This window comes from Chryseobacterium sp. WX, from assembly GCF_029542485.1.
Lineage (GTDB): Bacteria > Bacteroidota > Bacteroidia > Flavobacteriales > Weeksellaceae > Chryseobacterium > Chryseobacterium cucumeris.
Genome location: NZ_CP120710.1, coordinates 3,952,920 through 3,978,119, shown reverse-complemented (window position 1 = coordinate 3,978,119; position 25,200 = coordinate 3,952,920). Strand labels below are relative to the sequence as shown.

At 35.0% G+C, this 25,200-nt stretch carries 24 protein-coding genes; 15 read left to right on the top strand and 9 right to left on the bottom strand.

What is annotated here, in order from left to right; genetic code table 11:
• Positions 1-90: 90 nt before the first annotated feature.
• The 8 genes from PZ898_RS17975 (at position 91) to ribA (ending at position 7,146) form a co-directional block, all read left to right on the top strand.
• The gene (locus PZ898_RS17975; protein WP_228432465.1) at positions 91-1,518 is read left to right on the top strand and encodes an oligosaccharide flippase family protein; all 1,428 of its coding nucleotides are present in this window, start codon (positions 91-93) and stop codon (positions 1,516-1,518) included.
• Positions 1,519-1,671: 153 nt separating this feature from the next.
• Positions 1,672-2,688, top strand: coding sequence for a sugar phosphate nucleotidyltransferase (locus PZ898_RS17970; RefSeq protein ID WP_062672261.1), 1,017 nt, complete (start codon positions 1,672-1,674; stop codon positions 2,686-2,688).
• 103 nt (positions 2,689-2,791) lie between these two features.
• The gene (locus PZ898_RS17965; protein WP_062672264.1) at positions 2,792-3,637 is read left to right on the top strand and encodes a DUF4292 domain-containing protein; all 846 of its coding nucleotides are present in this window, start codon (positions 2,792-2,794) and stop codon (positions 3,635-3,637) included.
• Positions 3,634-5,196 (top strand): peptidoglycan DD-metalloendopeptidase family protein, encoded by a 1,563-nt coding sequence (locus PZ898_RS17960; RefSeq protein ID WP_120233638.1) that lies wholly within the window; start codon positions 3,634-3,636, stop codon positions 5,194-5,196. Before PZ898_RS17965 ends, PZ898_RS17960 begins: the two co-directional genes overlap by 4 nt.
• Before the next feature lie 31 nt (positions 5,197-5,227).
• On the top strand, positions 5,228-5,446 hold the full coding sequence (locus PZ898_RS17955) for a twin-arginine translocase TatA/TatE family subunit (protein ID WP_062672268.1): 219 nt from the start codon (positions 5,228-5,230) through the stop codon (positions 5,444-5,446).
• A 15-nt stretch (positions 5,447-5,461) separates the two neighbouring features.
• Positions 5,462-6,076: a DUF4254 domain-containing protein gene (locus PZ898_RS17950; protein ID WP_062672269.1), complete on the top strand. Its 615-nt coding sequence runs from the start codon at positions 5,462-5,464 to the stop codon at positions 6,074-6,076.
• Entirely contained in the window at positions 6,073-6,531 is a 459-nt protein-coding gene (locus PZ898_RS17945; protein ID WP_079240316.1) for a hypothetical protein, read from the top strand. Before PZ898_RS17950 ends, PZ898_RS17945 begins: the two co-directional genes overlap by 4 nt.
• 18 nt (positions 6,532-6,549) lie before the next feature.
• A complete protein-coding gene (gene ribA, locus PZ898_RS17940) occupies positions 6,550-7,146 on the top strand; it encodes a GTP cyclohydrolase II (protein WP_062672273.1) in 597 nt (198 codons plus the stop codon).
• 238 nt (positions 7,147-7,384) lie between these two features.
• Here the strand turns inward: ribA and PZ898_RS17935 are convergent, their stop codons facing one another.
• Positions 7,385-7,933, bottom strand: a complete 549-nt coding sequence (locus PZ898_RS17935; protein WP_120233639.1) for a hypothetical protein — start codon at positions 7,931-7,933, stop codon at positions 7,385-7,387.
• A 116-nt stretch (positions 7,934-8,049) separates the two neighbouring features.
• On the opposite strand from PZ898_RS17935, the gene PZ898_RS17930 reads away from it, so the two are divergent.
• From PZ898_RS17930 to PZ898_RS17910, 5 genes are all read left to right on the top strand, one after another.
• Positions 8,050-9,753, top strand: a complete 1,704-nt coding sequence (locus PZ898_RS17930; RefSeq protein ID WP_216443358.1) for a glycoside hydrolase family 3 N-terminal domain-containing protein — start codon at positions 8,050-8,052, stop codon at positions 9,751-9,753.
• Between the two features lie 26 nt (positions 9,754-9,779).
• Positions 9,780-10,928 carry an N-acetyl-alpha-D-glucosaminyl L-malate synthase BshA gene (gene bshA, locus PZ898_RS17925; RefSeq protein ID WP_034695707.1) on the top strand — a complete coding sequence of 383 codons (1,149 nt, stop codon included), beginning with the start codon at positions 9,780-9,782 and terminating at the stop codon, positions 10,926-10,928.
• 27 nt (positions 10,929-10,955) lie between these two features.
• Positions 10,956-12,212, top strand: coding sequence for a DUF2851 family protein (locus PZ898_RS17920; RefSeq protein ID WP_062672279.1), 1,257 nt, complete (start codon positions 10,956-10,958; stop codon positions 12,210-12,212).
• A gap of 92 nt (positions 12,213-12,304) precedes the next feature.
• Positions 12,305-12,526: a PspC family transcriptional regulator gene (locus PZ898_RS17915; RefSeq protein ID WP_034695702.1), complete on the top strand. Its 222-nt coding sequence runs from the start codon at positions 12,305-12,307 to the stop codon at positions 12,524-12,526.
• Positions 12,527-12,529: 3 nt separating this feature from the next.
• Positions 12,530-13,042, top strand: coding sequence for a GNAT family N-acetyltransferase (locus tag PZ898_RS17910; protein WP_216443360.1), 513 nt, complete (start codon positions 12,530-12,532; stop codon positions 13,040-13,042).
• Between the two features lie 53 nt (positions 13,043-13,095).
• On the opposite strand, the gene PZ898_RS17905 is transcribed toward PZ898_RS17910, so the two are convergent.
• The 4 genes from PZ898_RS17905 to PZ898_RS17890 form a co-directional block, all read right to left on the bottom strand.
• Positions 13,096-13,830 carry an SIMPL domain-containing protein gene (locus tag PZ898_RS17905; protein WP_076596918.1) on the bottom strand — a complete coding sequence of 245 codons (735 nt, stop codon included), beginning with the start codon at positions 13,828-13,830 and terminating at the stop codon, positions 13,096-13,098.
• 79 nt (positions 13,831-13,909) lie between these two features.
• Positions 13,910-14,722 (bottom strand): carboxypeptidase regulatory-like domain-containing protein, encoded by an 813-nt coding sequence (locus PZ898_RS17900; protein WP_277693884.1) that lies wholly within the window; start codon positions 14,720-14,722, stop codon positions 13,910-13,912.
• Between the two features lie 15 nt (positions 14,723-14,737).
• On the bottom strand, positions 14,738-15,556 hold the full coding sequence (locus PZ898_RS17895) for a hypothetical protein (RefSeq protein WP_277693883.1): 819 nt from the start codon (positions 15,554-15,556) through the stop codon (positions 14,738-14,740).
• A 1-nt stretch (position 15,557) separates the two neighbouring features.
• Positions 15,558-16,304, bottom strand: coding sequence for a hypothetical protein (locus PZ898_RS17890; protein WP_062672288.1), 747 nt, complete (start codon positions 16,302-16,304; stop codon positions 15,558-15,560).
• A 182-nt stretch (positions 16,305-16,486) separates the two neighbouring features.
• Here PZ898_RS17890 and PZ898_RS17885 point away from each other — a divergent pair, with 182 nt between their 5' ends.
• Positions 16,487-19,627 carry a UvrD-helicase domain-containing protein gene (locus PZ898_RS17885; RefSeq protein WP_277693882.1) on the top strand — a complete coding sequence of 1,047 codons (3,141 nt, stop codon included), beginning with the start codon at positions 16,487-16,489 and terminating at the stop codon, positions 19,625-19,627.
• Between the two features lie 132 nt (positions 19,628-19,759).
• The gene (locus PZ898_RS17880) at positions 19,760-19,984 is read left to right on the top strand and encodes a hypothetical protein (RefSeq protein WP_148045408.1); all 225 of its coding nucleotides are present in this window, start codon (positions 19,760-19,762) and stop codon (positions 19,982-19,984) included.
• A gap of 71 nt (positions 19,985-20,055) precedes the next feature.
• Here the strand turns inward: PZ898_RS17880 and PZ898_RS17875 are convergent, their stop codons facing one another.
• The 4 genes from PZ898_RS17875 to PZ898_RS17860 all read right to left on the bottom strand — a co-directional run bounded on the left by PZ898_RS17875 (position 20,056) and on the right by PZ898_RS17860 (position 25,116).
• Complete coding sequence (locus PZ898_RS17875; RefSeq protein WP_002981834.1) at positions 20,056-20,565, bottom strand: ferritin; 510 nt, start codon at positions 20,563-20,565, stop codon at positions 20,056-20,058.
• Between the two features lie 127 nt (positions 20,566-20,692).
• The gene (locus PZ898_RS17870; RefSeq protein ID WP_120233646.1) at positions 20,693-21,142 is read right to left on the bottom strand and encodes a hypothetical protein; all 450 of its coding nucleotides are present in this window, start codon (positions 21,140-21,142) and stop codon (positions 20,693-20,695) included.
• 187 nt (positions 21,143-21,329) lie between these two features.
• Entirely contained in the window at positions 21,330-22,325 is a 996-nt protein-coding gene (locus tag PZ898_RS17865; RefSeq protein WP_277693881.1) for a hypothetical protein, read from the bottom strand.
• Between the two features lie 139 nt (positions 22,326-22,464).
• Entirely contained in the window at positions 22,465-25,116 is a 2,652-nt protein-coding gene (locus PZ898_RS17860) for a 4-alpha-glucanotransferase (protein WP_277693880.1), read from the bottom strand.
• Positions 25,117-25,200 lie beyond the last annotated feature (84 nt).

The window sequence follows — 25,200 nt, the reverse complement described above, 5'->3', positions numbered from 1 at the left end:
TTCGCTGTAAAATTAAGATTTTAAGTTTTAATTCACCCCAAAATCGCAAAACGAATGCTTAAAGTTTTACATTTGCAAAAAAATTCGGCTTTGTACAAGAAACTATTAGGACAGACCATCATCTACGGAGTAGGAGCAATAGCGCCAAGAATCATTCTATTCATCCTTAATCCACTTTTGATCTATAAGATTCCCAATGAAGGTTTTGCGATTTTCACTCAACTTTATGCGTGGATTTCATTTGTTAATATTATCCTTTCTTTTGGTTTTGAAACAGCCTATTTCAGATTTTCAGCAGAAGAGGATAACGAGAAAAAAACGTTCAACACTTCGTTTTGGTTTTTATTTTCAACCTCTACCATTTTCCTGGTATTGTGTTATTTATTCAATCAGCCTATTGCAGATTATGCGGGATACCACGATAACCCTGAATACATCAGATGGTTTGCTATGATTGCCTTTTTTGACAATTTATTGGTGATCCCTTTTGCATGGCTTCGTTTCCACAATAAACCCATCAAATATTCTGCAGTAAGAGTTGTTCAGGCTATATTTCAAGCTGTTTTTACAGCCGCATTATTCTTCTGGATTCCGGAAAACATATCAAGAAGTATGGGGCTGGATCAAAATGTAGATTATCCGTTCTTCAGTAATCTGGCTGGAAGTGCCTTAGGCTTTTTATTATTACTTCCCATTATATTAAAGGTAAGATTTCAGTTTGTCACTTCATTGTTCGGGCGTATGATCAAATACTCCTTCCCACTGATGCTGGCAGGCCTTGCTTTTATGGTAAATGAAAATTTTGATAAATCCATACAGAGAAATCATATTTCAGACGAAGAAGCAGGCGCTTATGGAGGATGCTATAAACTTGCTGTACTGATGACATTATTTGTTACCGCATACAGAATGGGTATTGAGCCATTCTTTTTTAAACAGATGGATAAAGGTGATGCTAAAAAAACTTATGCCAACGTAGCGGAATACTTTGCCTTTTTTGCATGTGCCGTTGCTTTAGGGATCATTGCCAATATATCCTGGCTGAAAGCCGTTTTTATTCCTAATAAATCCTATTGGATCGCGATAGATATCATCCCGATTATCGTCATTGCCAACCTTTGCTTCGGAATCTATTATAACTTTTCAACCTGGTATAAAGTAACGGACAGAACCAGTATGGGAACTGTTATTTCATGGCTTGGGGCAGGGATCAATATAGGACTTAATCTTCTTGCTTTAAATTACTATCACAGCATGATGGGTTCCGCATGGGCTACTTTTGGAGCTTATATAATTATGATGATTGTTTCTTACCTTTTAGGTCAAAAATATTATCCTATTCCTTACAGAATGAAGAAAATGTCTTTCTTTATGATACTGCTTGGGGTTTTTAGTTTCATCATTGTAAAATATCTCAACTATAATATTCTAGCGAGTAATCTCCTCTTTTTCATCTTTACCGGAATTTTGATTTATTCTGAGAAAAACCTGATTTTATCGAGAATCAGAAAGAATTAAACTTTGGTCTTTATTTTGCTTGTACACCAACCTATTGTTAATTTAAACAATTATTTAAAAAGATATAAATCATACTTCGTTAAAGGTTTTAATTATTATCTTTAACCTAAATATTAAAAACAACTAATAAAACATCTTTTATACATATAATTTATGAAAATTATTGTCCCTATGGCTGGACGTGGTTCCAGATTACGTCCACATACACTGACAGTTCCAAAACCTCTTATACCTATTGCTGGAAAACCTATTGTACAGAGATTGGTAGAAGATATTGCTAAAGTTGCAGGAGAAAATATTGAAGAGGTAGCTTTTATCATCGGAGATTTTGGTCCTGAGATCGAAAGATCCCTTATTCAGATTGCTGAAAAGCTGGGAGCAAAGGGAAGTATTTATTATCAGAACGATCCTCTTGGTACAGCTCATGCGATCAAGTGTGCTGAGCAGTCTATGCAGGGAGATATCGTTATTGCTTTTGCAGATACTCTTTTCCGTGCAGACTTCCAACTGGATAAAAATTCTGATGGTGTAATCTGGGTGAAAAGTGTTGAAGACCCATCTGCTTTCGGAGTAGTAAAATTGGATAACTACGGCTTTATTACCGACTTTGTAGAAAAACCTAAGACTTACGTTTCTGATCTTGCTATCATTGGTATTTATTATTTCAACAGCGCTGAAAAGCTAATGGAAGAAATCAATTATATCATGGATAATGATATTAAAAATGGTGGTGAATATCAATTGACAACTGCTCTTGAAAACCTTAGAGCTAAAGGCGCTAAGTTTACCCTTGGAAAAGTAAATGACTGGATGGATTGTGGTAACAAAAATGCTACCGTAGAAACCAACAGCAAAATTCTTGAATATGAAAGAGAGGAAATGACTCATTTTCCTGCTTCTGCTGTGATTGAAAACTCCCTGATCATTCAACCATGCTTTATTGGAGAAAATGTAAAAATATCCAATTCAAAAGTAGGACCTGGTGTTTCATTAGGAAACAATACCATCATTGTCAATTCAAATATTGAAAATTCCCTGATCCAGGAAAATACAAGAATCAACCATGGAAATCTATCCAATTCTATGATCGGTAATTCTGCACAATATTTCGGGGTTTCCAGAGAAATTTCTTTAGGTGACTATTCTGTTTTAGATTTTCTATCTAAATAAGAATAAAAATATTTAACTTAAACAACACATCATCAAGCCACACAAAACATTTTGTGTGGTTTGGCGTTAATATTGCAACGTATTTTTAATTAAAGATAAATACATGAAAAATTGGATCCCTTTTCTTTTATTCCTTCTTACCTTATCATCCTGTAAGACCCGTAATGCTGCTCAAAGCGATACTGATCATACACGGGACAGCATCAATACTACAAAAGATAATGGAGATCCAAAAGACGTAAATGAACCGGTAAGCGACAAATTTACTTTCTATGAACATGTATTAATTCCACCAAAATTCGAGCAGATCAAAATAGACAGTAAAATAAAGGTAGAAACAGGAAGCTATGTCCCTACCCTGGATGCAACCATCTATATTGAAAATGATAAAAAGGTATGGATGAATCTCAGAGCCTTGTTCATTAATGCAGCCAGAGGTATTGCAACTCCGGAAGGGATAAAAGGACAGGACAAGATCAATAAAACCTTTATAGATTCTGATTTTGATTATCTTAATAATCTGCTGAATGTTAACTTCATTGATTATAAATCTCTGGAAAAAATCTTAATGGGAAGAACTTTTGTAAAAATAAATGACAAACAGTTTACGCTGACCCAAAATGCACAAGGATTCAAAATGGTTTCTAACGTCAATCAGAAAATTGTGACGGATGAAAAAAACAGAGAATATAAAATAGCCCTTCAGTACGATACCAATTATGATTTATTGAATGTCAATTTAAAAGATATTCTGTCTTCGGACGAGCTCGATATTTCTTACAGCGACTGGAATGAATACGAAGGCGTCCGTCTTCCGAAAAATGTTAAAATAATTATAAAAGGCTCAAAATCTAGTCAGATTTTAATGGAAAATACGAAATTTGACTTTTCGAGGATGGAAACACCTTATTCTGTACCATCCAGTTATAAGAAAATTGAGATTAAATGATTAAAAAATTTAGCTTTTTAATAGGTGTTTTGATGTTCGGACTGCACCAGGGACAGCAGACCAAAGAACAGCTGCAAAAGCAGAATGCCGAACTTAAAAAACAAATTGCACAAATAAATACCGATTTAGCCAAAACCAGAAGTGAATCTAAACTTTCCGTAGCCTACCTTTCCAATGTCAACCAAAAATTGGTTTTAAGAGAAAAGGTTTATAACAACACGCAGAAAGAAAAAAGGTTTATTGAAGATGACATCTATTTACGTCAGCTGGAAATTAACCGTCAGAATAAAGAACTGGCTGTTTTAAGAAAAAACTATGCTGAAGTTTTGGTGAATGCTTATAAAAACAAAGGTGTACAGAACAAAGTAACGTTTATACTTTCTGCTAAAAATTTAGGAGAGGCCATACGAAGAGTTCAATATCTGAAACAATACTCAGACTATCAGGATAAAAAAGCAGCTGAAATTACAGATGCCGCTAATCTCATCAAAAAAACCATCGCTCAGAAACAAAACTCTGTAAAAGCGAAGGAAAATCTATTGATAAACCAACAAAAAGACCTGGCAACCATCAATGCTGAAAGAGCTCAAAAAGAACAATTAGTAGCCGAATTCAAGAAAAATGAATCCAAATTAACAGCTGAACTGAAGCAAAAACAAGTTCAGTCTAAAGCATTGGAAGGACAGATCAGAGCTATTATTGCAGAAGAGATCAGAATTGCCAAAGCGGAAGAAGAAGCCAGGAAAAAAGCGGAAGCCGAAAAAATACGTTTAGCAAAACTAGCTGCTGAAAGAGAAAAAGCAAGAATCGAAGCCGAAGCTAAAGCAAGAGCTGAAGCCCTTGAAAGAGAAAGAAGACTGGCAGAAGCAGAAGCTAAGAGAGCCGCAGAACTTGCAGCAAAAAGAGCTGAAGAAGAGAGGAAACGTAATGAAGAAGCAGCAAAGGCAGAAGCCAATGCAAGAGATGAAGCCAGAAGAGTAGCTGCTAAAAAGGCCTCTGATGAAGCCAATGCAAGAGCTAAAGAAGCTGCTGATAAATTGACCGCAGCAAGAGCAGCAGAAGCAGCTCTTACGAAAAGAAAAGAAGAAGAGAAAAAAGCAGCTGAGACTAAAGCTATGACAAGCTACGGAGTTTCCACCGCTACTGGAAACAGTTTTGCAGATAGCAGAGGAAGACTTGGTTATCCTGCAGACAGAGCCGGACAAATTACCCACCGTTTCGGAAGACAGCCACACCCGGTTTTCAAAAATATTACTGAAGAAAATAACGGGATTAAAATTTCCGTTCCTTCAGGTACACGTGCAAAATCAGTGTTCCCGGGATCGGTATCTTCGGTTCTTGCCAATAATGACGGAACAAAGACTGTAATCATTAAACACGGCAGTTATTTTACCATTTATTCCAACTTAGGAAATGTAAGTGTTTCCAAAGGACAGCAGGTTTCCTCAGGAACTCCGGTAGGTACAATAGCTCAGGATTTTGATGGTGCTTATACCCTTGATTTCCAAGTATGGAACGGAAGTACACCAGTTGATCCATTAGGTTGGATTTCATATTAAAAAAAGTGTAACTTTGCAAAAATTTTAAGAGATGAATACACTAACAATACTTGCCTTATCTTGGCAGCACATCCTTATCGTAGCAATACTTTTGGTATTACTTTTTGGAGGAAAGAAAATCCCGGAATTAATGAGAGGAGTAGGTTCTGGGATCAAGGAATTTAAAGATGCAGTGAAAGAAGAAGACAAGCCAGGTGCTGAAAATAAATCTTCTTCAAACAACAATAATAATAATTCTTCAAGCAACTAAAATTCCTTAGAATTAATGAAATTTACTGAGACTGCATGGAAAGTCTTCAATCAAGCTATTGAAGACTATCACGTGTCTGATGACGTTAACACTCTAATTAATAACCCGTTCGAAAAAGATAGTTTGGAACGGATTTTGTATGCAAAGAACTGGATTGATACCGTTCAATGGCATTTGGAAGATATAATTAGAGATGAAAATATTGATCCGGCAGAAGCTCTTCAACTGAAGAGAACAATAGACGCCTCCAATCAGAAAAGAACTGATCTGGTAGAATATATTGACGGCTGGTTTCTTAATAAGTTTGAAAATATAACTCCTAAACCTGAAGCAAAAATAAATACGGAAACTCCCGCTTGGGCAGTAGACAGGCTATCAATTCTTGCATTAAAGGTTTATCATATGTCGTTAGAAGCTAATAGAGAATCCGCTTCTGAGGAACACAGAAATAACTGCCAGGCTAAACTGGACGTTCTGCTTACTCAGAAAGAAGACCTATCAACTTCTATAGATCAGTTGCTTACTGATATTGAAAACGGTGACGTTAAGATGAAAGTGTACAAACAAATGAAAATGTACAACGATGAAAGTCTTAACCCAATCCTTTATCAAAAAGGGCAACAAAAATGAAACGACTATTTTTCTTTGGAGTACTTATCATATTAACATCTTCCTGCGCAACGGAAAAGCTTAATCTTTCTCCGTTGTCAAATAATTTTTATAGTGATGCTAAAGGGTCTGATTCAGACAGAAGCTCAAAGAAGAATTTTAATATCAATATCAAACAGAATGTCAATGCTTCTGAAATTTCAAACATGATCTCTACTTTTCCCAAGTTTAAAAACAACGGATTAAATGATGAGATTACCAGCTTGAAATATAGTCTTCAGAATTATTTATACGCTATTGATGCCAGCAATTCTGCAGGAAAGAGCAGGGCCCTTAAAAGCTTCGAAAAATCATACAAAAAAATTCAAAAGCTAAGGCAAAATCTTGACAGAGACGACGATGAAGTGCTTAACAGATATCTGGTTCGTTTAAAAACCAACATTTCTGTTATTGAAGATACTTTGCCAGGAAGTTAAAAACTAATTGAACTATCAATGATTAAAATTCAGGCGGAAGCCAATGTTCCCACAGAGCACGGCACTTTCCGAATGATAGCTTTCTCCGAAAACGAAAACGACTGGATGCCTCATATGGCCATTGTTGCTGAAAATACAGATTTTTCAAAACCGGTCAATGTTCGTTTCCACTCAGAATGTATTACCGGAGAAGTTTTCCATTCAAAAAAATGTGAATGCGGCCAACAATTGGATGCTGCAATGAAATATATCCATGAAAACGGTGGAATTATCGTTTACCTTCGTCAGGAAGGAAGAAACATCGGGATCATCAACAAGCTTAAGGCTTACTCACTACAGGAAAAAGGATTGGACACCGTACAGGCCAATCTGGAGTTGGGACTTCCTGCAGATGACAGAAACTTTGGTGTAGCCATTGAAATTCTGAATCTATTGGATGTAAAAGATATCAATCTTCTGACCAATAATCCTGAAAAGGTAAAGTATGTGGTAGACAGCAATATTCACCTTAATTCAAGAGTACCGCTACAGATTCCTGCCAATGAAATAAGCAAAGGATACCTGCAGACAAAAAAAGATTTCTTTGGACATCTTCTGGATGACAATGATAATTAGATAAAATAATAAAAGCCTCGGAAATTTCTGAGGCTTTTTATTAACCTTTTCCGGCTCATACAAGCCCAAAATTACCTTCTGAATATCTGGCGGAAAGATTATATTAAGTAAAAAAAAAACTTATATTAAAAGCTTAATTAGTCAATATCTTCCTTACCTATAATAATAAATCAAAAGCCCCGGAAGATATTCTTCCGGGACTTTTTTAATTATAAAAAACTGAAAAGATATTTCTAAATTATTTAGTCTTAATTTTAGACTCGTCGATATTATAATATTTGATTACACTCTTATAATCATTATAATCTACAGCAGTACCTTTAGCCATTTTTGCACCACCAGTTCCTGTTCCGTTTGCAGGAAGAATAAGAACTCTGAATTTTTTATTCTGATAGTATGATGGATTAGCTGTTAAGCTAAACGTATTGCTAGAATTAATATTTATAGTAGCAGCATACTTACTGAATTCATAAATATAATCTACAGCGTCATTATTGGCATTCCCTACATAATAAGTATATGGTAAAAGTTTCCATACAGGAGAATCTCCATCCATTCCAATCTGCATATAGATAAGTACCATATCGGATTGTATTAATGGCTTATTAAAATCATCACTCCATCTGTAAAGATTATCGTTAACTCTTGTAAAAGTAGGAGATATATCAAATGATTGGTTTATGGTATCATAATCTGTTCCTTGTACTACAGTATCATCACTATTATCACAGCTATACGCAGTAAAACCTACAGCTCCTAGGAATAAGAAAAGAAGTATTTTTTTCATTTTTAGTAAAGTTTAGTTATTATTTATATTGCGTATTCAAATCATATACCAAAAATCTCAAAAACTTTGTTTTCCTCACTTTTTTAATTGTATTTTTGTTCTTATTCAAAAAAGTTATGAAGAAATTATTGTATACTTCACTCTTTATTGCCGCATTGATAAGCCCTAAAGTGAAAGCTCAGTATCAGCCAAAAAATGCTTCTAAGGAAGATGTAAAAAAAGCACAGCAATGGGTTGATAAAACATATAAAAATCTTTCTCAGGATGAAAAACTAGGACAGCTTTTTATTGTGGCATTGTATACCAACAGAGGGGAAGAGTATATCAGCCAGGTAAGAAATATTGTTACGAATGATAAAATAGGCGGTCTGATCTTAATGCAGGATGATGCCGCAAGAGAAATCAATCTCGTCAATGAATTTCAGCAAAAGTCTAAAGTTCCTTTGATGATTGGTATGGATGCTGAATGGGGAATCTACCAGAGAATTGCTACCGCTCACAAATTTCCATGGGCCATGACATTAGGCGCTATTCAGGATAAAAATCTGGTGTATCAGATGGCGGCTAAAATTGCAGAAGATTGCCACAGAATGGGTATCAACTGGGATTTTGCACCTGTGGTAGATGTCAATACTAATCCTAATAATCCGATTATAGGGAACAGAAGCTTTGGCTCCGAAGTGAATAATGTAATCAGCTCTGCCCTATCCTATTCCAACGGTCTTCAGGATCATAATATCTTAGCTGCAATTAAACACTTCCCGGGACATGGAGATACCAGCACAGACTCCCACCTTGATCTGCCTGTAGTTTCTCACACTACTGAAAGGCTTGACGCCGTGGAATTGGCACCTTTCAAAGCATTGATGAATAAAGGAATCGGCGGCGTAATGGTGGCTCATTTATATGTTCCAAGCTTAGAATCAGGAAAAGGAATTCCTGCTTCTGTTTCTAAAAATATTATTACGGGATTATTGAAAGAAAAGCTGGGCTATAAAGGTTTAATCATTACTGATGCCTTAAACATGGCCGCTGTAGCTAATAAATACCAACCGGGCGAACTGGATGCTATGGCCTTTAAAGCAGGAAATGACATTATGCTTTTCTCACAAGGTGTTTCTGAAGGTAAAAAACTGATCCAGAAAGCTATTGATAAAGGAGAAATTTCACAATCCAGAGTAGAGGAAAGTGTGAAAAAAATCCTTTTAACCAAATATTTCCTCGGTCTTACACAATATACTCCTAAAAACCCTGAAAATATCAATAAGGATTTAAATAATGATTCTCATATCCAATTGGTACAGAATCTTTACTCCAATGCATTGACTTTACTAAAGGATGAAAAGAAATTACTGCCTCTCACGGGAAAACAGACTTATTATGTTCCTCTTGAAGAAGCTCCTTATCAGACTTTTGCCAACAGATTGGGTAACAATGTTATCATTAAAAAAGCAGGAGAAATTAATACAATTCCAGCTGGTTCTACAGTTATCGTAGGTTTCCATAAGGATAATTCAACAGCTTATAAGCCATATAAAATCTCAGCAGAATCTAAAAAAGTACTTTCTGATCTTACCAAAAATCAAAATGTTATATTGAATGTTTTCGGAAGTGCTTATGCATTAAAAGATATTGACATCTCAAAAGTTTCAACCGTTCTTGTTTCTTATGAAAACAATGATGATTCTATGAATGCAACTGCGGATGCTCTTAATGGAAAAACAAAAATATGGGGAAAACTTCCCGTACTGGTTAATGATCAGTTGAAGCCAGGAATGGGTATAGATCTTAATGTGACAACCTCAACAAAAACCAAATAATACAAAATTAAAACAACAATAATCTAATGAAAATAGGCATACTTTGCTATCCCACCTATGGAGGAAGCGGAATTGTAGCAACAGAATTAGGAATGTCTTTGGCCAACAAAGGCTATGAAGTACATTTCATCAGTTCTGCACTTCCTGCAAGATTAGATATCACCAACCCGAATATTTTCTTTCACAGGGTAAATGTTCAGACGTATCCCCTTTTCCAGTATCAGCCTTATGATATTGCGTTAAGCTCTATGATTTATAGGGTTGTCAATCTTTACAAACTGGATCTTCTTCATGCACATTATGCCATTCCTTATGCATATGCTGCTTTTACGGCAAAACAAATGCTCAAGGAAGACAATAATGATATTCCGTTGGTCACTACATTACACGGTACAGATATTACCCTTGTAGGGCAGCACCCAAGTTATAAACACGCAGTAGAATTTTCGATCAATCAGTCTGATGCTATTACTTCAGTTTCTGAAAGTCTGAAAAAAGATACCCTTCAGTTTTTCAATATCAAAAAAGAGATTCAGGTGATTACCAATTTTATTGATAATTCCGAATTTGATGACTGCTCTGAGTGCCAGAGAACCCAGTTTGCCAATCCGGATGAAAAAATCCTGATCCACGTGTCCAACCTTCGTCCTGTAAAACGTGTAGACGAAGTGTTGCAGATCTTTAAGAATGTGGAAAGAAAAGTGAAATCCAAGCTGATTATCATTGGTGAAGGCCCCGATATGGAAAAAGTAAATCAGTTTCTGGAAGAAAATCCCGATCTTATTTCCAAAATCCGCCTTTTAGGAAAGGTAAACGATCTATATAAAATCTTACAGCTTTCGGATGTATTTCTTCTGCCTTCCGAGCAGGAAAGTTTCGGTCTTGCAGCATTGGAAGCCATGGCAGCATATACTCCGGTTATAAGTTCCAATGCAGGTGGAATTCCTGAGGTGAATATTCAGGGGGAAACCGGATATCTTGCTGAAATCGGAAATGTAGAAGCTATGAGCAACTACACGATCAAGCTGTTGAGCAATGATGAACTTTTAGCCAAAATGAAGCAAAATGCGAAAGATCAGGCAATAAAATTCGATTTGAAAAACATTCTTCCTATCTATGAGAAAATGTATAGAACAACCATAGAAAATTTTAATAAGGAGCTGACGAAAGTATAATATTTCTATTATATTTACGTCACACTTATGACGGAAAAATTACTTCAATATCTTTGGAACTATAAGGTTTTCAAAAATTTTAACTTCAAGGATATTGAAGGAAATTCCGTTGAGATCATCCATTTCGGAAAATGGAATAAAAATGCTGGCCCTGATTTTCTTGATGCTAAAATCAAAATTAACGGCTTACTTCTCGCAGGAAATATAGAACTGCATGTACGCTCTTCAGACTGGATTTTCCACAATCATTCCCAGGATCCCAATTACCGGAATATTATTCTTCATGTGGTATTCCAGCACGACATAGAAATTCGTGAACTTACAGAAAAGCAAGTTCCAACATTGGAATTGCATAGTTACATTGATGAAAATATCATCTCGAAATATGAAAAACTGGTTGATGGAGAGGAATTTATTGCCTGTGAAAAAATTTTTGATCCGAAAAAATTACCTGTCAATTTTCATGAAGAAAGCATCCTGAAAAAACTGGATGAGAAATCTTCAGAGCTTGAACAGAGCTTACATCAATATAAAAATAATTTTGAAGCCGTTTTATTTCACAGTTTTGCCTACTCATTCGGTTTAAAAGTAAATGCTTCTATTTTCCGGCAGATTGCGGAAAGTATAGATTACAGTATTATCAATAAAATACGTCAGAATCCTCTGCAGCTTGAAGCCTTGTTATTTGGAATTTCGGGATGGCTTGAGAAACCACAGGACGGACAAATGAAAATATGGAAAAGAGAATTCGATTTTATTAAGGCAAAATTTTCAATTTCTGATTTAAAATTTCATCCCAAGTTTTTAAGACTGAGACCACCGAATTTTCCAACAATCCGGTTATCACAATTGGCTGACCTGTACAGGCAGCAGAATTTATTTTCAAAAATCATGGAAGCAAGAAGCGCAGAACAGCTGTACACTATTTTCAGCTCCGTAAAAGCTTCTGAATATTGGGATTTTCATTTTAATTTCGGAAGTATTTCTAAAGTACAGCCTAAAACATTGAGTAAAGATTTTGTAGATCTTCTCATTGTAAACACAATAATTCCTTTACAATATGCTTATTACAGATATCATCAGGAAGATATTGCAGACGAAATCATTGAGCTTTATAAGACAATTGATGGTGAGAAAAATACCCTCATTAATGGCTGGAAAAAACTTGGATTACAGGTCACCAACACTCTGGAAAGTCAAAGTCTTATTTATCATCATAAAACCTTTTGTGAACCAAAAAACTGTTTATCCTGCGCTATCGGATTCAAACTTTTAAAAGAATAACAGGATCTGAACCGGATATATCATTAAAAAACTTTGTAAAAAAAATTCCTTAACTTTGAGTATTAAATTAACTCTTAAATAACAATCTGGAAATGCTGAGTAATATCCGTCATAAAATGGAAAGAGAATGGTTTGGTGTACTGACAAGAACAGGTGCCAAGCTGGGAATTCCTGTTTCTAAATTGAGAATTTTCTTCATCTACTCTACTTTTGCAACCGCTGGATTTTTCTTTCTGATCTATTTAGGATTAGCATTTACCCTCTGGATTAAAGATATTTTCATCACCAGAAGACCTAGTGTCTTTGATTTATAAATTATGGAATTTTTACCGATTACTTCTTCAGAAGATCCTAGAGTTCAGGAAATCTATACTTCTTACTCGACGACTTTTCCTGTAGACGAACAAAGAGATAAAGATCAGTTTGATAGCTTATTCTCAAATCCTTATGTAGAATTGATGTCTGTTATCCACGAATCGGAAGCTATCGGCTACCTCATCCTGTGGAAGCTGAGTTCTTTTGTTTTTGTAGAGCATTTTGAAGTGTTTGAAGCATTCAGAAGTAAAAAATTAGGTTCTCATATCATGAATCATTTATCGGACAATTATCCGCAGATTATCCTCGAAATTGAGCCTGCAGAGTTGAGTGAAGATGCTTCAAGACGTTATTCTTTTTATCAGAGAAATAATTTCAGCCTGATTGATACCAATCATGTACAGCCTAGCTATGGCGAAGGAAAAAAATCCTTGAATTTATGGCTGCTTGCTAACTACACTCCTGAAAATGTGGAGGAAGCTAAAAAAGAAATTCATAAAATTATTTATGCTTAAAATATAAAACGCCGGAAAGCTATTCCGGCGTTTTTCTTTTACTGAAATTTATGTTAATTTACTTCATACTCCAGTTTGATGGTAATACTGGCTTCTTTTTCTTTGGATGAAGTATTGAAAGTTCCACCGTAAGAGTAATCTTCATTGGAATTGGGTGCCGTAATCTGAATTACACCCATGGTTGCCTTTTTCAGATTTCCCAGACTGCTTCCCGAGTTTTCCGCAATTTTTTCAGCACGTTCTTTTGCATCTTTTGTAGCACTGGCAATCATTTCCTGTTTCACTGTAGCCAGTTTGGTGTAGAAATAAGCTGGTGAAGAAGAAGTGAATTCAATTCCTCGGTTGATAATTTCGGTAATATTTCTGGACAGGTTTTCTATTTTTCCCACTTCTTTACTTTCAATAGAAACCTTTTGGGTAAGATTATATCCGGAGAATTCTCCCTGAACATAGTTTCCGTTTGAATCATTATAACTTCTGAACTGTTTCTGAATATCTACCGAAGAAAATACGATCTCCTTCTGTTGTATTCCTTTTGAAAGCAGATAGTCATTGATTACTTTTCGATCCATGGCCAGCTCATCATAGGCTGATTTCAGGTCCACATTATTTTTGGAAAAACTTCCGGACCAGGTGATCAGATCCGATGTAAACTGCTTGGTTCCTAATCCTGTTACGGAAATGGTGTTTTCAGATTTATTTCTGTTTTTAATAGCATTTCCTAAAAACCCGAGACCAATGACAAATCCTAGTGCTGCAATAGCTACTGCAAAAATGTTTTTATTCATAAAATTTGAGAATTTGGATTGTTATTTCATACTGTATCAATTTCTATTCCAATATTTTAAGAATTTATTAACATTCAAATTACTTTTGATTTTGCAGCAACCTCTCTATAAAAAGTGGAGCTGTCTCTTCCAACCTCAGCATAACGCCGGAAAGATTTCTTGCTTTTACATAGGTTCGTACCTGAGGTTTTGCTAAAAATGAAAATTGAATAAATTCAGAGATTCTGTCACCAGGAATTCCTGCTTTGATAAAATATTCATCCTCTATTCTGTCCCGAACCCAGGCAATATGTTCCTGAAGATCGTCATATCTGTATTGTCTCTTCTGCCTTCGGGCTTTCCCGCTGATCAGATCATACACTCCCTGAACATTAAGGTTTCCTAAAAGTATCGGTAAAAGAACACTTTTCACTTCTGCCGGCTTCTCCCTCATTTTCCCTACCGGCTTCGGAAGGCCAACGGCATCTCTTACCTGCTCTCCTTTATCTACTTTGGCTACTATCCGGGAATCTGTTTCCAGATCTCCGGTGAGCTTTTTCACAATTTTTACTTCACCCACATCTCTCGGAATCTGACGAAGTGTAATAAACAGAGGTAAGTTATTCCCATTGGTCAGAACTCTTCTGGAGACTCTGTTGAAATCTTCTTTTACAAATCTTAACTCATCGTTAGGATTGGCTTCAATAGAAAATATACCATCAGAATCGGAATATACTTTCTTATCAGTAGACATATTAATCACGATCACTTTACTCAAATTTTCGTCATTGTCATCCACTATTCGCCCCGTTACTTTCTGTTGAGACCAAACAAAAGTACTGCAAAGAAGCAGCAGGAAAAGAAAAGTATTTCTTTGCTTTGATATTTCAATATTTTCAGTGATATAAGCCAACTTTTAATGTATATATTATTCTTGAGTTCCTTCTAATTTATGGGTTTTACTATATTCTGCGAAGGCAACTTTAAGTTCATATTCAACGACACTTATACTAAAATCTTTTCGATATCTTTTTGCCAATAAACGCGTTTTATCAGCATACAGAAGAAATGCATCAATCTGTTCTTCATCCATTCCGTACTTTTTCAGGAAATTCAGGTTCACTTCATTTTTTACTCTCCTCAGGAAATCCTGAGTTTCAATGTAATTCGCTTTGGTAATTTTAGGTTGTGTTGCCTTCTTTACCAAACCTGATACAGCATTAAAAACGCCAAACAGATTTACCTGGCCCACATTAAAATCATGACCTGTAAAAGTTTTTGATATAGCATTATTGGGTAAGGGTTGATTCAATGGACTTTTCATATAATCATCCATATCTGATTTTAAGGCCTGAAGTTTTCTGGATTCATTATAGTGCTGATTATCTTTTGCCAGATTTCCGGTAGGCTTGTACTTAATTTTAACCTCGGGAATTTGAATTTCTATTTTCTTCAGAATAATATTGAACGGAGTATTGATCTCTTCTTTGGTCATTTTTTTATCAACACGATAATATCCTTCTTTTACAAATCTGATCTCATCATTTTCTTTGGCTTCAATTTCAAAATTCCCGGACATATCACTTAATGAGCTTTTATTCCCGGAGATATTCACAACGAGTACAGGTACTAAATCCAGTTCATCTCCTGTTATTACCTTTCCTGATATTTTTTGTTGTCCCCACAATTTCGGGGTGATACAAAAAAGCACAAACAATAGAAATCTTTCGATATATCTTATTTCCATATTATCTTTGAGTTTGTGGAGCACGATAGGATGAAATTCTTGTCAGAACAAAACGCTGAAACCTGTTCAGATCTGCATCGCTACAGAACCCATATTTCAGGATCTTTTTCCTTTCAAAACCGCCTGCAAAAACATAATAAATAAAATGTTCTATCAGAGGTTTCTCAATTTTAAGATTGGTAAAATAATCATCACCAAGGCTTGCTCTGATATATTTCATTAAGTCTACATCATCCCATTTATTTTTAACTTTTCCTATAGAAAACCCTTCCCCTTTCGGCTGCACAAATTCTCCAGGTCTCGCCGCCAATATTCTTGGATCTGATTTCTGAGAAATATACCGATCCATTTCTTTGAGCAGTTTTTCAACCTTTTGAGGTTTATTATAAAGTTTCGAATCAATTTTAAGGTTTCCGGTAAGCCCTTGTTTTATTTCCACTTCAGGAATCTGGATGGTTTGGCGTACAAGCCTTATATTCATAGGAGACTCTGTATTTTCCTGAGAAACTATTTTTGTAAGACGTTCATAACCCGCTTTTATAAAACGTAATTCATCTCCCTGTCTTCCGGAAATCATAAAATGACCATCCCGGTTTGAAACCACTATTTCGTCTGTTCTGATATTGACAACATTCACATCCTGCATTTCAGTACCGCTTTCGGAAATAATTTTACCAAATATATAACTTTGGGCATGGGTATGGATAAAAAGAATAAAGGATAAGAAAAAGAATAGTTTAAGTTTCACGGGCTATTTTTTATAAAGCAAAGCTAAAATTATTTTTAATTTATCCCATAAGTTTAACCACAGTTAACGCGTTTTAATATTTCTTTTTAATTTTTGCCATCTAAACTGTTAAATCAGCTGATTAAATTGTTAAAATTTCTTTTAAATTTTAGCTAACTTGCAGTCTCAATTCTCTTTCAACAATGCAAAATTCTTACACAGTCATCAATGCTTCTGCCGGATCCGGGAAAACCTATGCTCTGGTACAAAGGCTTCTGATGATCTGTCTCCGCTATCCTAATCAGCAGCAGTCGATCAGGAATATTCTCGCACTGACTTTCACCAACAAAGCAGCCAATGAGATGAAGGAAAGAATTTTATCGTGGCTGGGAAATTTCTCAGCGAAAGATTATGCTGAAAATACAGATCTGAACAATATCCAGAAAGCATTTGAAGAACAGGGTTTGAAAATTACCATTGATGAACTTCATCACCGTTCTAAAAAATTACTGGACTACGTTCTCCACAATTATTCCACACTTAATATCGGAACTATTGACCGTTTTAACTCAAGATTGGTAAGAAGTTTTTCTTATGAACTGGGATTGGCGAAAAATTTTAATCTTGAAATTGAAGCTGAGCCGTTTCTGATAGAAGCCGTTGATAAAATGCTGGATCAGATTGGTGAGAATGAAAACATCTCCAATTCTTTCATGGATTATGTAGATTACAGTCTCGAAAATAATGAAAGGATTAACCTTAATAAAAACCTTTATGATTCTGCGAAGGAATTTGTAAAGGATATTCACTACGAGCATCTGAAAAGCAATAAAAGTTTTGACGATGCCAATTATGAAAATATAAAGAATACACTTCGTAAAGAGATTGTTCTCAACAAAAAACAGTCTGCAGAACTCGCTGCCGGTTCTATTGAATTATTCAAATCAAGAAATATTGATATTGAAGATTTTGCTCAGGGTAAAAACGGAATTGGGGGCTTCTTTACTAAGGTTATAGATTTTTATCAGCAGAAAAGAGCCGGATTTCCTTTTCCTACTACGCAGGAGGAATCTGTTATCAATAATTACAGAAAAGGAGCGTCTTCAAAATCGAAACATAAAGAAGCTGAAATTTTCGAAATCCTGGATCAGCTTCTCGACAACAGAATGAAACTGATTCTTCTGTATATTGAGACTCAAAAGAAAGAGAAAGTTTTATCTGCTCTTCTTCCTTTAAAGGTCAATAAGGATATTCAGGATGAGCTACAAAAAATTGAGGAAGAAAATGATCTTGTTCTGCTTTCTAAATTTAATATTCTGATCAATGAAAATCTTAAAAATGAACCTTCGGCTTTTATTTATGAAAAAGTAGGTTCACAGTTTCAGCATTATTTCTTTGATGAGTTTCAGGATACATCAGAACTGCAGTGGCAGAATTTTGTACCACTGAGAGATCATAGTGTTTCTACAGAATACACTTCATTTACATTGGTGGGTGATCCCAAACAGAGTATTTACCGATTCCGTGGCGGAGAAAGTAAACTGATGCTGGACATTATCAACAAAAAGGAGTTTTCACCTAAGGAAGCAGATCTTCTGGTATTAAAAGATAACTGGAGAAGTGCCAGAAACATTGTACAATTCAACAATGAGTTGTACCGTTTTCATTCTGAAGGATTACTGGAAGAGCATAAGAATATTTTCGGGGCAGATGCTGAGCAAAATCCAAAATCCAAAATGGATGGACGCGTAAAGGTAAATCTGATTGAAAATCTTACGAATGAAGAATTCTACACAGATACTTCGGAAAGAATGCAGAAAGATATTCAGGAATGTCTGGATAATGGTTTTAAGTTTTCTGATATTACGATTCTTTGCCGTGGAAATTTTGATATTTTCAGTTATTCTCAAAAGCTGGGAAGCTTAAAAGTTAAGTATAAAGGAGAAGAAACCAATATTAAAACGATTTCTGATAAAGGGCTTACGCTGGAACTTTCCAATACCTTAAAAGCGGTTATTGAATTTCTTCGCTGGGAGCTCAATCCAAAGAATAAACATTGTCTGATTATGATGATGTACCACCTGAATACATTGGGCAAGATTAATATGCCGGATTTCACTTTAGGAATGAAAGAAATTCTGGATATCGAAGGCCATGAAGAAATTCTGCAGTTTATTCAGCAAAAATATTCGCTACAGCTTAAACAGGATAATTTCCCAAGATTCAATCTTTATAATTTCATCGAATATTACATCAATGAATTTTCTGTTGAAAATAAAGAAACAGACTTTTTACTGAATTTCCTGGAAATGCTTTTCAACTTTACACAGAATGCAGGTGCAAGTACCAAAGAATTTCTGAAATATTGGGACGAAGAGGCTTCTTCATACACTATTCAGGCTTCAGAAAATATTGATGCTGTCCAGATCATGACGATCCACAAGTCTAAAGGGCTGGAATTTCCCATTGTTTTTATCCCTATGATGAACAAAAACCGGGACAGTGAATTTACCAACTGGTTCGATACCAATGAGAATGAAGCATTAAAATCAGTCAACATTAATCAGTTCAGCAAAAACCTGGAAGCTTATGATGACGAAATTTTGTTCTTCAATACTAAAAATTCTTATAAAAACCTGATTGACAGATTATGTCTTCAATATGTTGCGACGACAAGACCTGTTGAACAATTATTTTTTTATCTTCAAAAAGCCAATAAAACTTCTAATAATCTGGAGCTTTTGGAATTCCTTCAAACCAAAAATCCCGAGCAGGCTGATGAGTTTGACGTGTATGCAGTAAATCCTGAGATGCTGAAGAAATATTCAAAAGAGAAAAGTTCTTCTTTTAAAACCCAGAATATTGAGAATCTGAAGAACGTTAATGAAAAAAGTACTTCTATCAAGATTGCAACACCTTCAAAAAACTATCAGGTACGAAATGAAAAGGTAAGAATCGGGCTTTTTGTGCATGAACTTTTATCGAAAATCAATACGGAGAATGATATCGCAAAGGTATTGGATGGTTATGCTTTAGAAGGACAGATTACCCTGGAGGAGAAAAATGAAATACAGGTTACACTGCAGGAAATTGTCAGAACTTATGCAGAATTCTTTAATGAAAAATGGGAAGTAATCAATGAAAAAGATATCATGATTTCTGAAAGAGGAGAAAGCCATATATTCAGGCCAGACCGCATTCTAAAAGGCGAAGAAGGATATATCATTGTTGATTTCAAAACCGGTGAACAAAAAGCAAAGGATGAAGCACAGGTAGAAGGGTATAAAAATATTCTTGAGCGTCTGGGTAAAAAAGTGCTTAAAACACAGATTATCTATCTATAATTTAAACATTCCCAAAAGGTTAATATTATAATTCTTGTAAAAAACCCTTCAAAATAGAAAAGGTTTTATTATTTTTATTCAGTACGAATAAAATATAACCTTTGATTATATTTTGATTAGAACTAACCAGCCATGAGAATATATTTAACTTCCTTTGTAATAAGTCTGATTATGATGTTGTTTTCTACAATGGTCATTTATCATATTGTGGATTACTCAGATTCATCTGCTACAGAAGATAACCGTCATTATATGTCTACTGAAAACATTGCCAATTCAGTGTTTCTGAGCTTCGTATTGGGAGCAGTCGTTTTTATTTCTGCAGTGAGAATACAAAGACCTGCGTATAAGAAATAACGATATAATCCTACAATAAAAAACCGCTATTCCTGAGGATAACGGTTTTATATTTTGAAGAATTTTGAATTTTAAGCAGTTGTATCAGGAGTAAATACTCTTTGAGACAATTCCTGATCAAAAAGGTATAATGCAGATGGATTATCACATACCATTTTGATTTTTGTTACATATTGAGAAGCACTTGCTTCTTCTTCTACCTGTTCGTTGATAAACCACTGCAGGAATGATGTTGTTGCAAAATCTCCCTCTTCATTTGCATTTTTTACAATATTGAAAATACTTTTAGTTACGATTTTCTCATGTGCTAATGCTTTTTCAAAAATATCTGTTGCATTTTCGAACTCGTGGGGTGGTTTTGGAATTTCCCCGATGATAATTTCGCCTCCTACATCATTCAAATAATCAAACATTTTATCTGCATGCATCAATTCTTCTTTGCTCTGTACTCTGAAATAGTTGGCAATTCCATCCAGGTCTTTTCCAGAAAACCATGCAGACATTGAAAGATAATATTGAGCAGCGTATTGTTCGTGGGCAATTTGTTCGTTAATTAATTTTGCAATTTTTTCGCTAACCATAAGTATTAAATTTATAGTCAAAAATAGGGAATAAAAGCCCGAAATCAAAAGTTTTAAAGAAAATTAATACAAAAAGGATGGAACAATATCCATCCTTAACACATTAAAAAACTAAAATTACAAGCTGTTATTTTACTTCAGCAGTTCCTGTATTCATCGGCTTTTTCATCATTCTTCTTTCTTTCATTGCCATTTTCATTTTTTCTGCTTTAGCTTTTCTGTCAGCCTGCCATTTATCATATTGATCAGGAGTAAGGATGTTTTTCATATCAGTATCCATTTGTGCCCTTTTGGCCTGCATTTCCTGCATCTTAGCTTGTCTGTCTACTCTATTTTTGTCAAATTCCGCCTTCATTTCAGCTTTTCTTTTATCCTGAAGAGCCTTTATCTGTGCTACCTGAGATGGATTAAGATTAAGGTCTTTCTGCATCTGGTCTAGACGTTCCTGTTGTTTCTGTTCCATTTTCTGCTTCATTTCAACGGCTCTTGCCTGTCTGTCTTGTGGAGTTGTAGTTTGTTGTGCCATTGCAAAACCTCCTATTCCGATAAATGCTATTGCTAAAACTAATTTTTTCATCTTTTTAAAATTTAATTAATTGTTATTTTGTTATTATATCTTTTTGATTATGAACTAAAACATAAGTTAAATTGAGAAATTCATAAATAATGTTAAATTTTAATAAAAATAAATTAACAAAATATCCAAAAAAAGGACAGATTATAAAAACCTGCCCTTCACACCACTTAAATATAATATATGAAAATTAATTCCTTACTAAACTGCCTCTAAAACCGCCACCGCTATTACCACGGTTCTCTTGTCTTGGTGCAGAATTTTCAGATTTTTGTCTGAAACCTCCATTATTTCCTCTGAATCCGCCATTATCTTCTCTTTTAGGAGCTTCTCTTCTTACTTCACTGTTCCCTCTGAAACCGCCTCCATTATTATTTCTGAAGCCTCCGTTATCGGCATTTCCTCTGTTTCCTCCATTATCAGAATTCCCTCTGAAACCGCCTTCGCTGTTGTTTCTGAAACCACCATTATTCTCATTTCTGAAACCAGAATTATTGTTATTTCCGTTATTTCCACGGAACCCTCCTGAGTTTCCATTGTTTCTTGTGTTTCTGAAACCATTATCTGGTCTGCTGTCTCTTCTGATAATATCAAAAGTAGGATTCTCCATTCTGCGGAATCTTGATCGGTCTACCCTGTAAATATTGATATTAATATTTCTATATCTTGGCATTACAGTATATCTCGGTACATAATAAGTTCTTCTGTAATTCTGGAAATAAACTATCGGGCTGGTTCCTCTGTAATAGTTATTCTGGAAAACCACAAATACTCTTGGTCCTAAAATTCTTTCCAGAGCATAAAATCTGTCATAGTACCATCTGTCCGGATTATATCTGTAGAAATTATTCCATGCTGTAAAGCTTGCATACAGGTTATTCAATCTCATAATCTGATCTACCTGCCATCTGCTTAATCTGTTCTGTACGAAAAAGCCGTTCCAGTCGATATTAATAATACTTCCTCTGTAGTCGTTATAATAGCTTTGGTAATAATTGCTTGGATAATAGTCCTGTGGATAATTGTAATAATAATCGTCAGGGAAATAATTTCTATCATCTTGATCACTGTAATAACCTCCATCATTCTGATAATAACCATCATCATCCCAACCATTATTTGGATACTGCTGAGCTGACGTCAAAACGCCTAACCCAAAAGCTAATCCCAAAAATATTTTTTTCATCTCTATAGTCGTTAATTGGTTAATATATAGCAGAATATCTTAATTCTATCTTTTTGATACAAATAAAAAAAAGAAGTTAAATCATAAGATAAAACTTCTTTTAAAATATTTACAACTACCTGATAATCAATTGTTAAATTTACACTCTTCCACTATCTTTTACCCAGTGAGCAATTTTTTGATTGAAAGATTTTTTCTCTTTCAGATCTTCAAGTTTGATATGCATTCTGTAGCGCCAATAATGGGGGAAAACGGCAGGATTGTTGATTCTTTCGTTATCCATTTTCTTATTGGTAAGTTCTGCATCTGTGGCCAGAAACTCCTGAATCGGGAAAATAGCCAGCATAGCCTCATTATATAAATGCTGCTTCATGATGATCTCTGCAAGATGAGGATTGAGATCTTCAGGAGCTTTTCCATACTGGATCAGCTGTTGATTGTAGTATTTCTGTGTCAATACAGGATCTTCTTTCCACCATTGTCTCAATGTTGAACTGTCGTGAGAAGAGGTTGTTACTACATTCATATAATTCGCATTCTTAGGATTATAGAATGGAATATTTTCAGAAGGCATTCTTTGTACTTTAAGTGCTATAATAGCCAATTCATCCATCACAATGGGTACGCAGGCAGGAACCATTCCCAGGTCTTCACCGCAGATCAGCATTTTAGTAGCATTCAGGATAACCGGAAGTTTCTCCATGGCCTTTTCAAACCATAAGTGATCCTGTCTTCTGAAAAAGTAATCATGGTAGAGGTCATAAATACTCTTTTGTTCTGCTTCAGGAAGGTATTGATAAGATTCTGTATTGTAAACATTGAATCTCGGATGGTAAACTGTTTTCCCATTTCTTTCTTCTGTTAAAAACAAAACGTTGGCACAAAGGGAAACTAATTTTTCTTCAAGAGAACCATGTGGTTTTTTCTTAAAGAAGTTAACGAGTTTTCTTTGAGTATCGAACTCTTCTTTGAAAGTATAAGTACCATCTTCATTACGGTTCATAAACTCAAGAGCTTTTCCGCTTTCTTCCCCAAAATAATCCCATAAGATCTTATTGTTGATAAAAGGCTTACAATACCTGTTAAAATTGAACGGAATCTGCCAGGCTTTAAATTCATCCGCTACAATAGGAACAGCCGGATAAAAGTACCCTAAAATTCCCTGTACAGCAGAAACCGGCATTCTCCATATTCTGAAGAATCCTAAAATATGATCAATTCTCATGGCATCAAAGTACTGTTCCAGAGCTTTGAACCTGTTTTTCCACCATTTGTAATCGTCTGCTTTCATCGCTTCCCAGTTGTACGTTGGGAACTCCCAGTTTTGTCCTAATTCAGTAAACTGGTCAGGAGGTGCACCAGCCTGGAAATCCATACCGAATAATTCCGGTTCTGTCCAGGCTTCTACAGAATATCTGTAAATACCAATAGGAAGATCTCCCTTCAACGAAACTCCCAGGTTATGGGTATAATCAACAGCATCCTTCAGCTGTACATGCAATTGATATTGTACCCAGGCATGAAGCATTGAAGTATCATAATCTTTATTTTTCGTTGTAAAAAACTGTGAGATCTTTCCGGCAATGTATTTTTTGTGGGTCTTCCACTCGTTGAAATTAGGTGTTTTATACTTGTCCCTCAAAACACAGAATGCAGAATAAGGAACAAGCCAGTATTCATTATCCTTGATGAATTTTTTGAAATTTCTGTCCTTATAAATTTTGTCTTTTTCCTTGTGGAAAACAGCAGTAAGATATTTCCACTTGCCTTCTATCATCTTTTCATAATCGATCAGATCCAAAGAGTTTAATTCCTCTTTTTCAAACAGATACTTATCAACTAATTCTTTCGGTAAAGAATAATCAAGATTTTCTAAAGAGATATACTGTGGATGCAAAGCATATACGGATACAGCTGCATAAGGATAAGAATCCGTCCAGGAATAATTAGCAGTTGTATCATTGATCGGGAGAATCTGAATAATTCCAAGATTGGTTTCTTTCGTCCAATCTGCCAGTTTTTTAAGATCTGTAAATTCTCCTACTCCAAATCCGTCTTCGCTTCTCAAAGAAAATACAGGAATTGCTACACCGGCATCATGATACATCTGATATCCTTTAAACCTGAAATAATGGTTGGAAACAACCTGTAAAACGTCGGATAATTGGTTAGCTATCGTGAATCTGTTTTCTCCGGTTTCTACATCTATAACCCTATTTTCTTTAGTATCGTAAACACAATATTTAAACTGGATAAATTCATTCTCCGGAATTTCAACGGAGGCTTCCCACATTCCAAAATCTGTCTGATTAAGATGAATAACTTTCTCATAACTCCAGTTTCCTAAAGATGCCGTACTTCCGAAAAGAACAATCCTCCAATCCGGATTATAAATAGGAGCTTCTATTCTAAAGAGATGGGTATGTCTTTTTAAAACAGTAACTTTTTCAGGAATAAAGTCGTGTAGTTTATTATAAAGAATTTTATTATTTAAATAATTCTCAGGAAAGTTTTTGTTATTCCATTCATCAAAAATGATAAACTCTTTATAATTATGTGGAAAACTCAAATGATGCCCCACAAATTCTTCCCTTACTACATTTCCTTTTTCATTCACTACGCGGTAATGATAGGAAATGAATTTTGAAAAATAGTCTACTTCACATTTCCATAAACCATTCTCCGCGTAAAACATAGTATGGACATGTAAGGTATTCTCCTCTTCACCAAATACCAGCTGCAGGTTTTCTCCAGCATTTACAATATATCCTACATTAAAGTATAGTTTCATCTATATTTTTTTATAAAAGTACATTTTAATATCGAAAAATAAAACTTATTGGATATCAAATAATCATTAAAAAACCTTCTCAAA

Bases quoted from the DNA above. Each gene is read 5' to 3' on its own strand.
- PZ898_RS17955 (WP_062672268.1), top strand. From the start codon at position 5,228: ATGAATACACTAACAATACTTGCCTTATCTTGGCAGCACATCCTTATC.
- PZ898_RS17870 (WP_120233646.1), bottom strand. From the start codon at position 21,142: ATGAAAAAATTAGTTTTAGCAATAGCATTTATCGGAATAGGAGGTTTT.
- PZ898_RS17915 (WP_034695702.1), top strand. From the start codon at position 12,305: ATGCTGAGTAATATCCGTCATAAAATGGAAAGAGAATGGTTTGGTGTA.
- PZ898_RS17930 (WP_216443358.1), top strand. From the start codon at position 8,050: ATGAAGAAATTATTGTATACTTCACTCTTTATTGCCGCATTGATAAGC.
- ribA (WP_062672273.1), top strand. From the start codon at position 6,550: ATGATTAAAATTCAGGCGGAAGCCAATGTTCCCACAGAGCACGGCACT.
- PZ898_RS17905 (WP_076596918.1), bottom strand. From the start codon at position 13,830: ATGAATAAAAACATTTTTGCAGTAGCTATTGCAGCACTAGGATTTGTC.
- PZ898_RS17965 (WP_062672264.1), top strand. From the start codon at position 2,792: ATGAAAAATTGGATCCCTTTTCTTTTATTCCTTCTTACCTTATCATCC.
- PZ898_RS17935 (WP_120233639.1), bottom strand. From the start codon at position 7,933: ATGAAAAAAATACTTCTTTTCTTATTCCTAGGAGCTGTAGGTTTTACT.
- PZ898_RS17960 (WP_120233638.1), top strand. From the start codon at position 3,634: ATGATTAAAAAATTTAGCTTTTTAATAGGTGTTTTGATGTTCGGACTG.
- PZ898_RS17865 (WP_277693881.1), bottom strand. From the start codon at position 22,325: ATGAAAAAAATATTTTTGGGATTAGCTTTTGGGTTAGGCGTTTTGACG.
- PZ898_RS17880 (WP_148045408.1), top strand. From the start codon at position 19,760: ATGAGAATATATTTAACTTCCTTTGTAATAAGTCTGATTATGATGTTG.
- PZ898_RS17945 (WP_079240316.1), top strand. From the start codon at position 6,073: ATGAAACGACTATTTTTCTTTGGAGTACTTATCATATTAACATCTTCC.
- PZ898_RS17910 (WP_216443360.1), top strand. From the start codon at position 12,530: ATGGAATTTTTACCGATTACTTCTTCAGAAGATCCTAGAGTTCAGGAA.
- PZ898_RS17885 (WP_277693882.1), top strand. From the start codon at position 16,487: ATGCAAAATTCTTACACAGTCATCAATGCTTCTGCCGGATCCGGGAAA.
- PZ898_RS17950 (WP_062672269.1), top strand. From the start codon at position 5,462: ATGAAATTTACTGAGACTGCATGGAAAGTCTTCAATCAAGCTATTGAA.
- PZ898_RS17875 (WP_002981834.1), bottom strand. From the start codon at position 20,565: ATGGTTAGCGAAAAAATTGCAAAATTAATTAACGAACAAATTGCCCAC.
- PZ898_RS17860 (WP_277693880.1), bottom strand. From the start codon at position 25,116: ATGAAACTATACTTTAATGTAGGATATATTGTAAATGCTGGAGAAAAC.
- PZ898_RS17970 (WP_062672261.1), top strand. From the start codon at position 1,672: ATGAAAATTATTGTCCCTATGGCTGGACGTGGTTCCAGATTACGTCCA.
- PZ898_RS17895 (WP_277693883.1), bottom strand. From the start codon at position 15,556: ATGGAAATAAGATATATCGAAAGATTTCTATTGTTTGTGCTTTTTTGT.
- PZ898_RS17920 (WP_062672279.1), top strand. From the start codon at position 10,956: ATGACGGAAAAATTACTTCAATATCTTTGGAACTATAAGGTTTTCAAA.
- bshA (WP_034695707.1), top strand. From the start codon at position 9,780: ATGAAAATAGGCATACTTTGCTATCCCACCTATGGAGGAAGCGGAATT.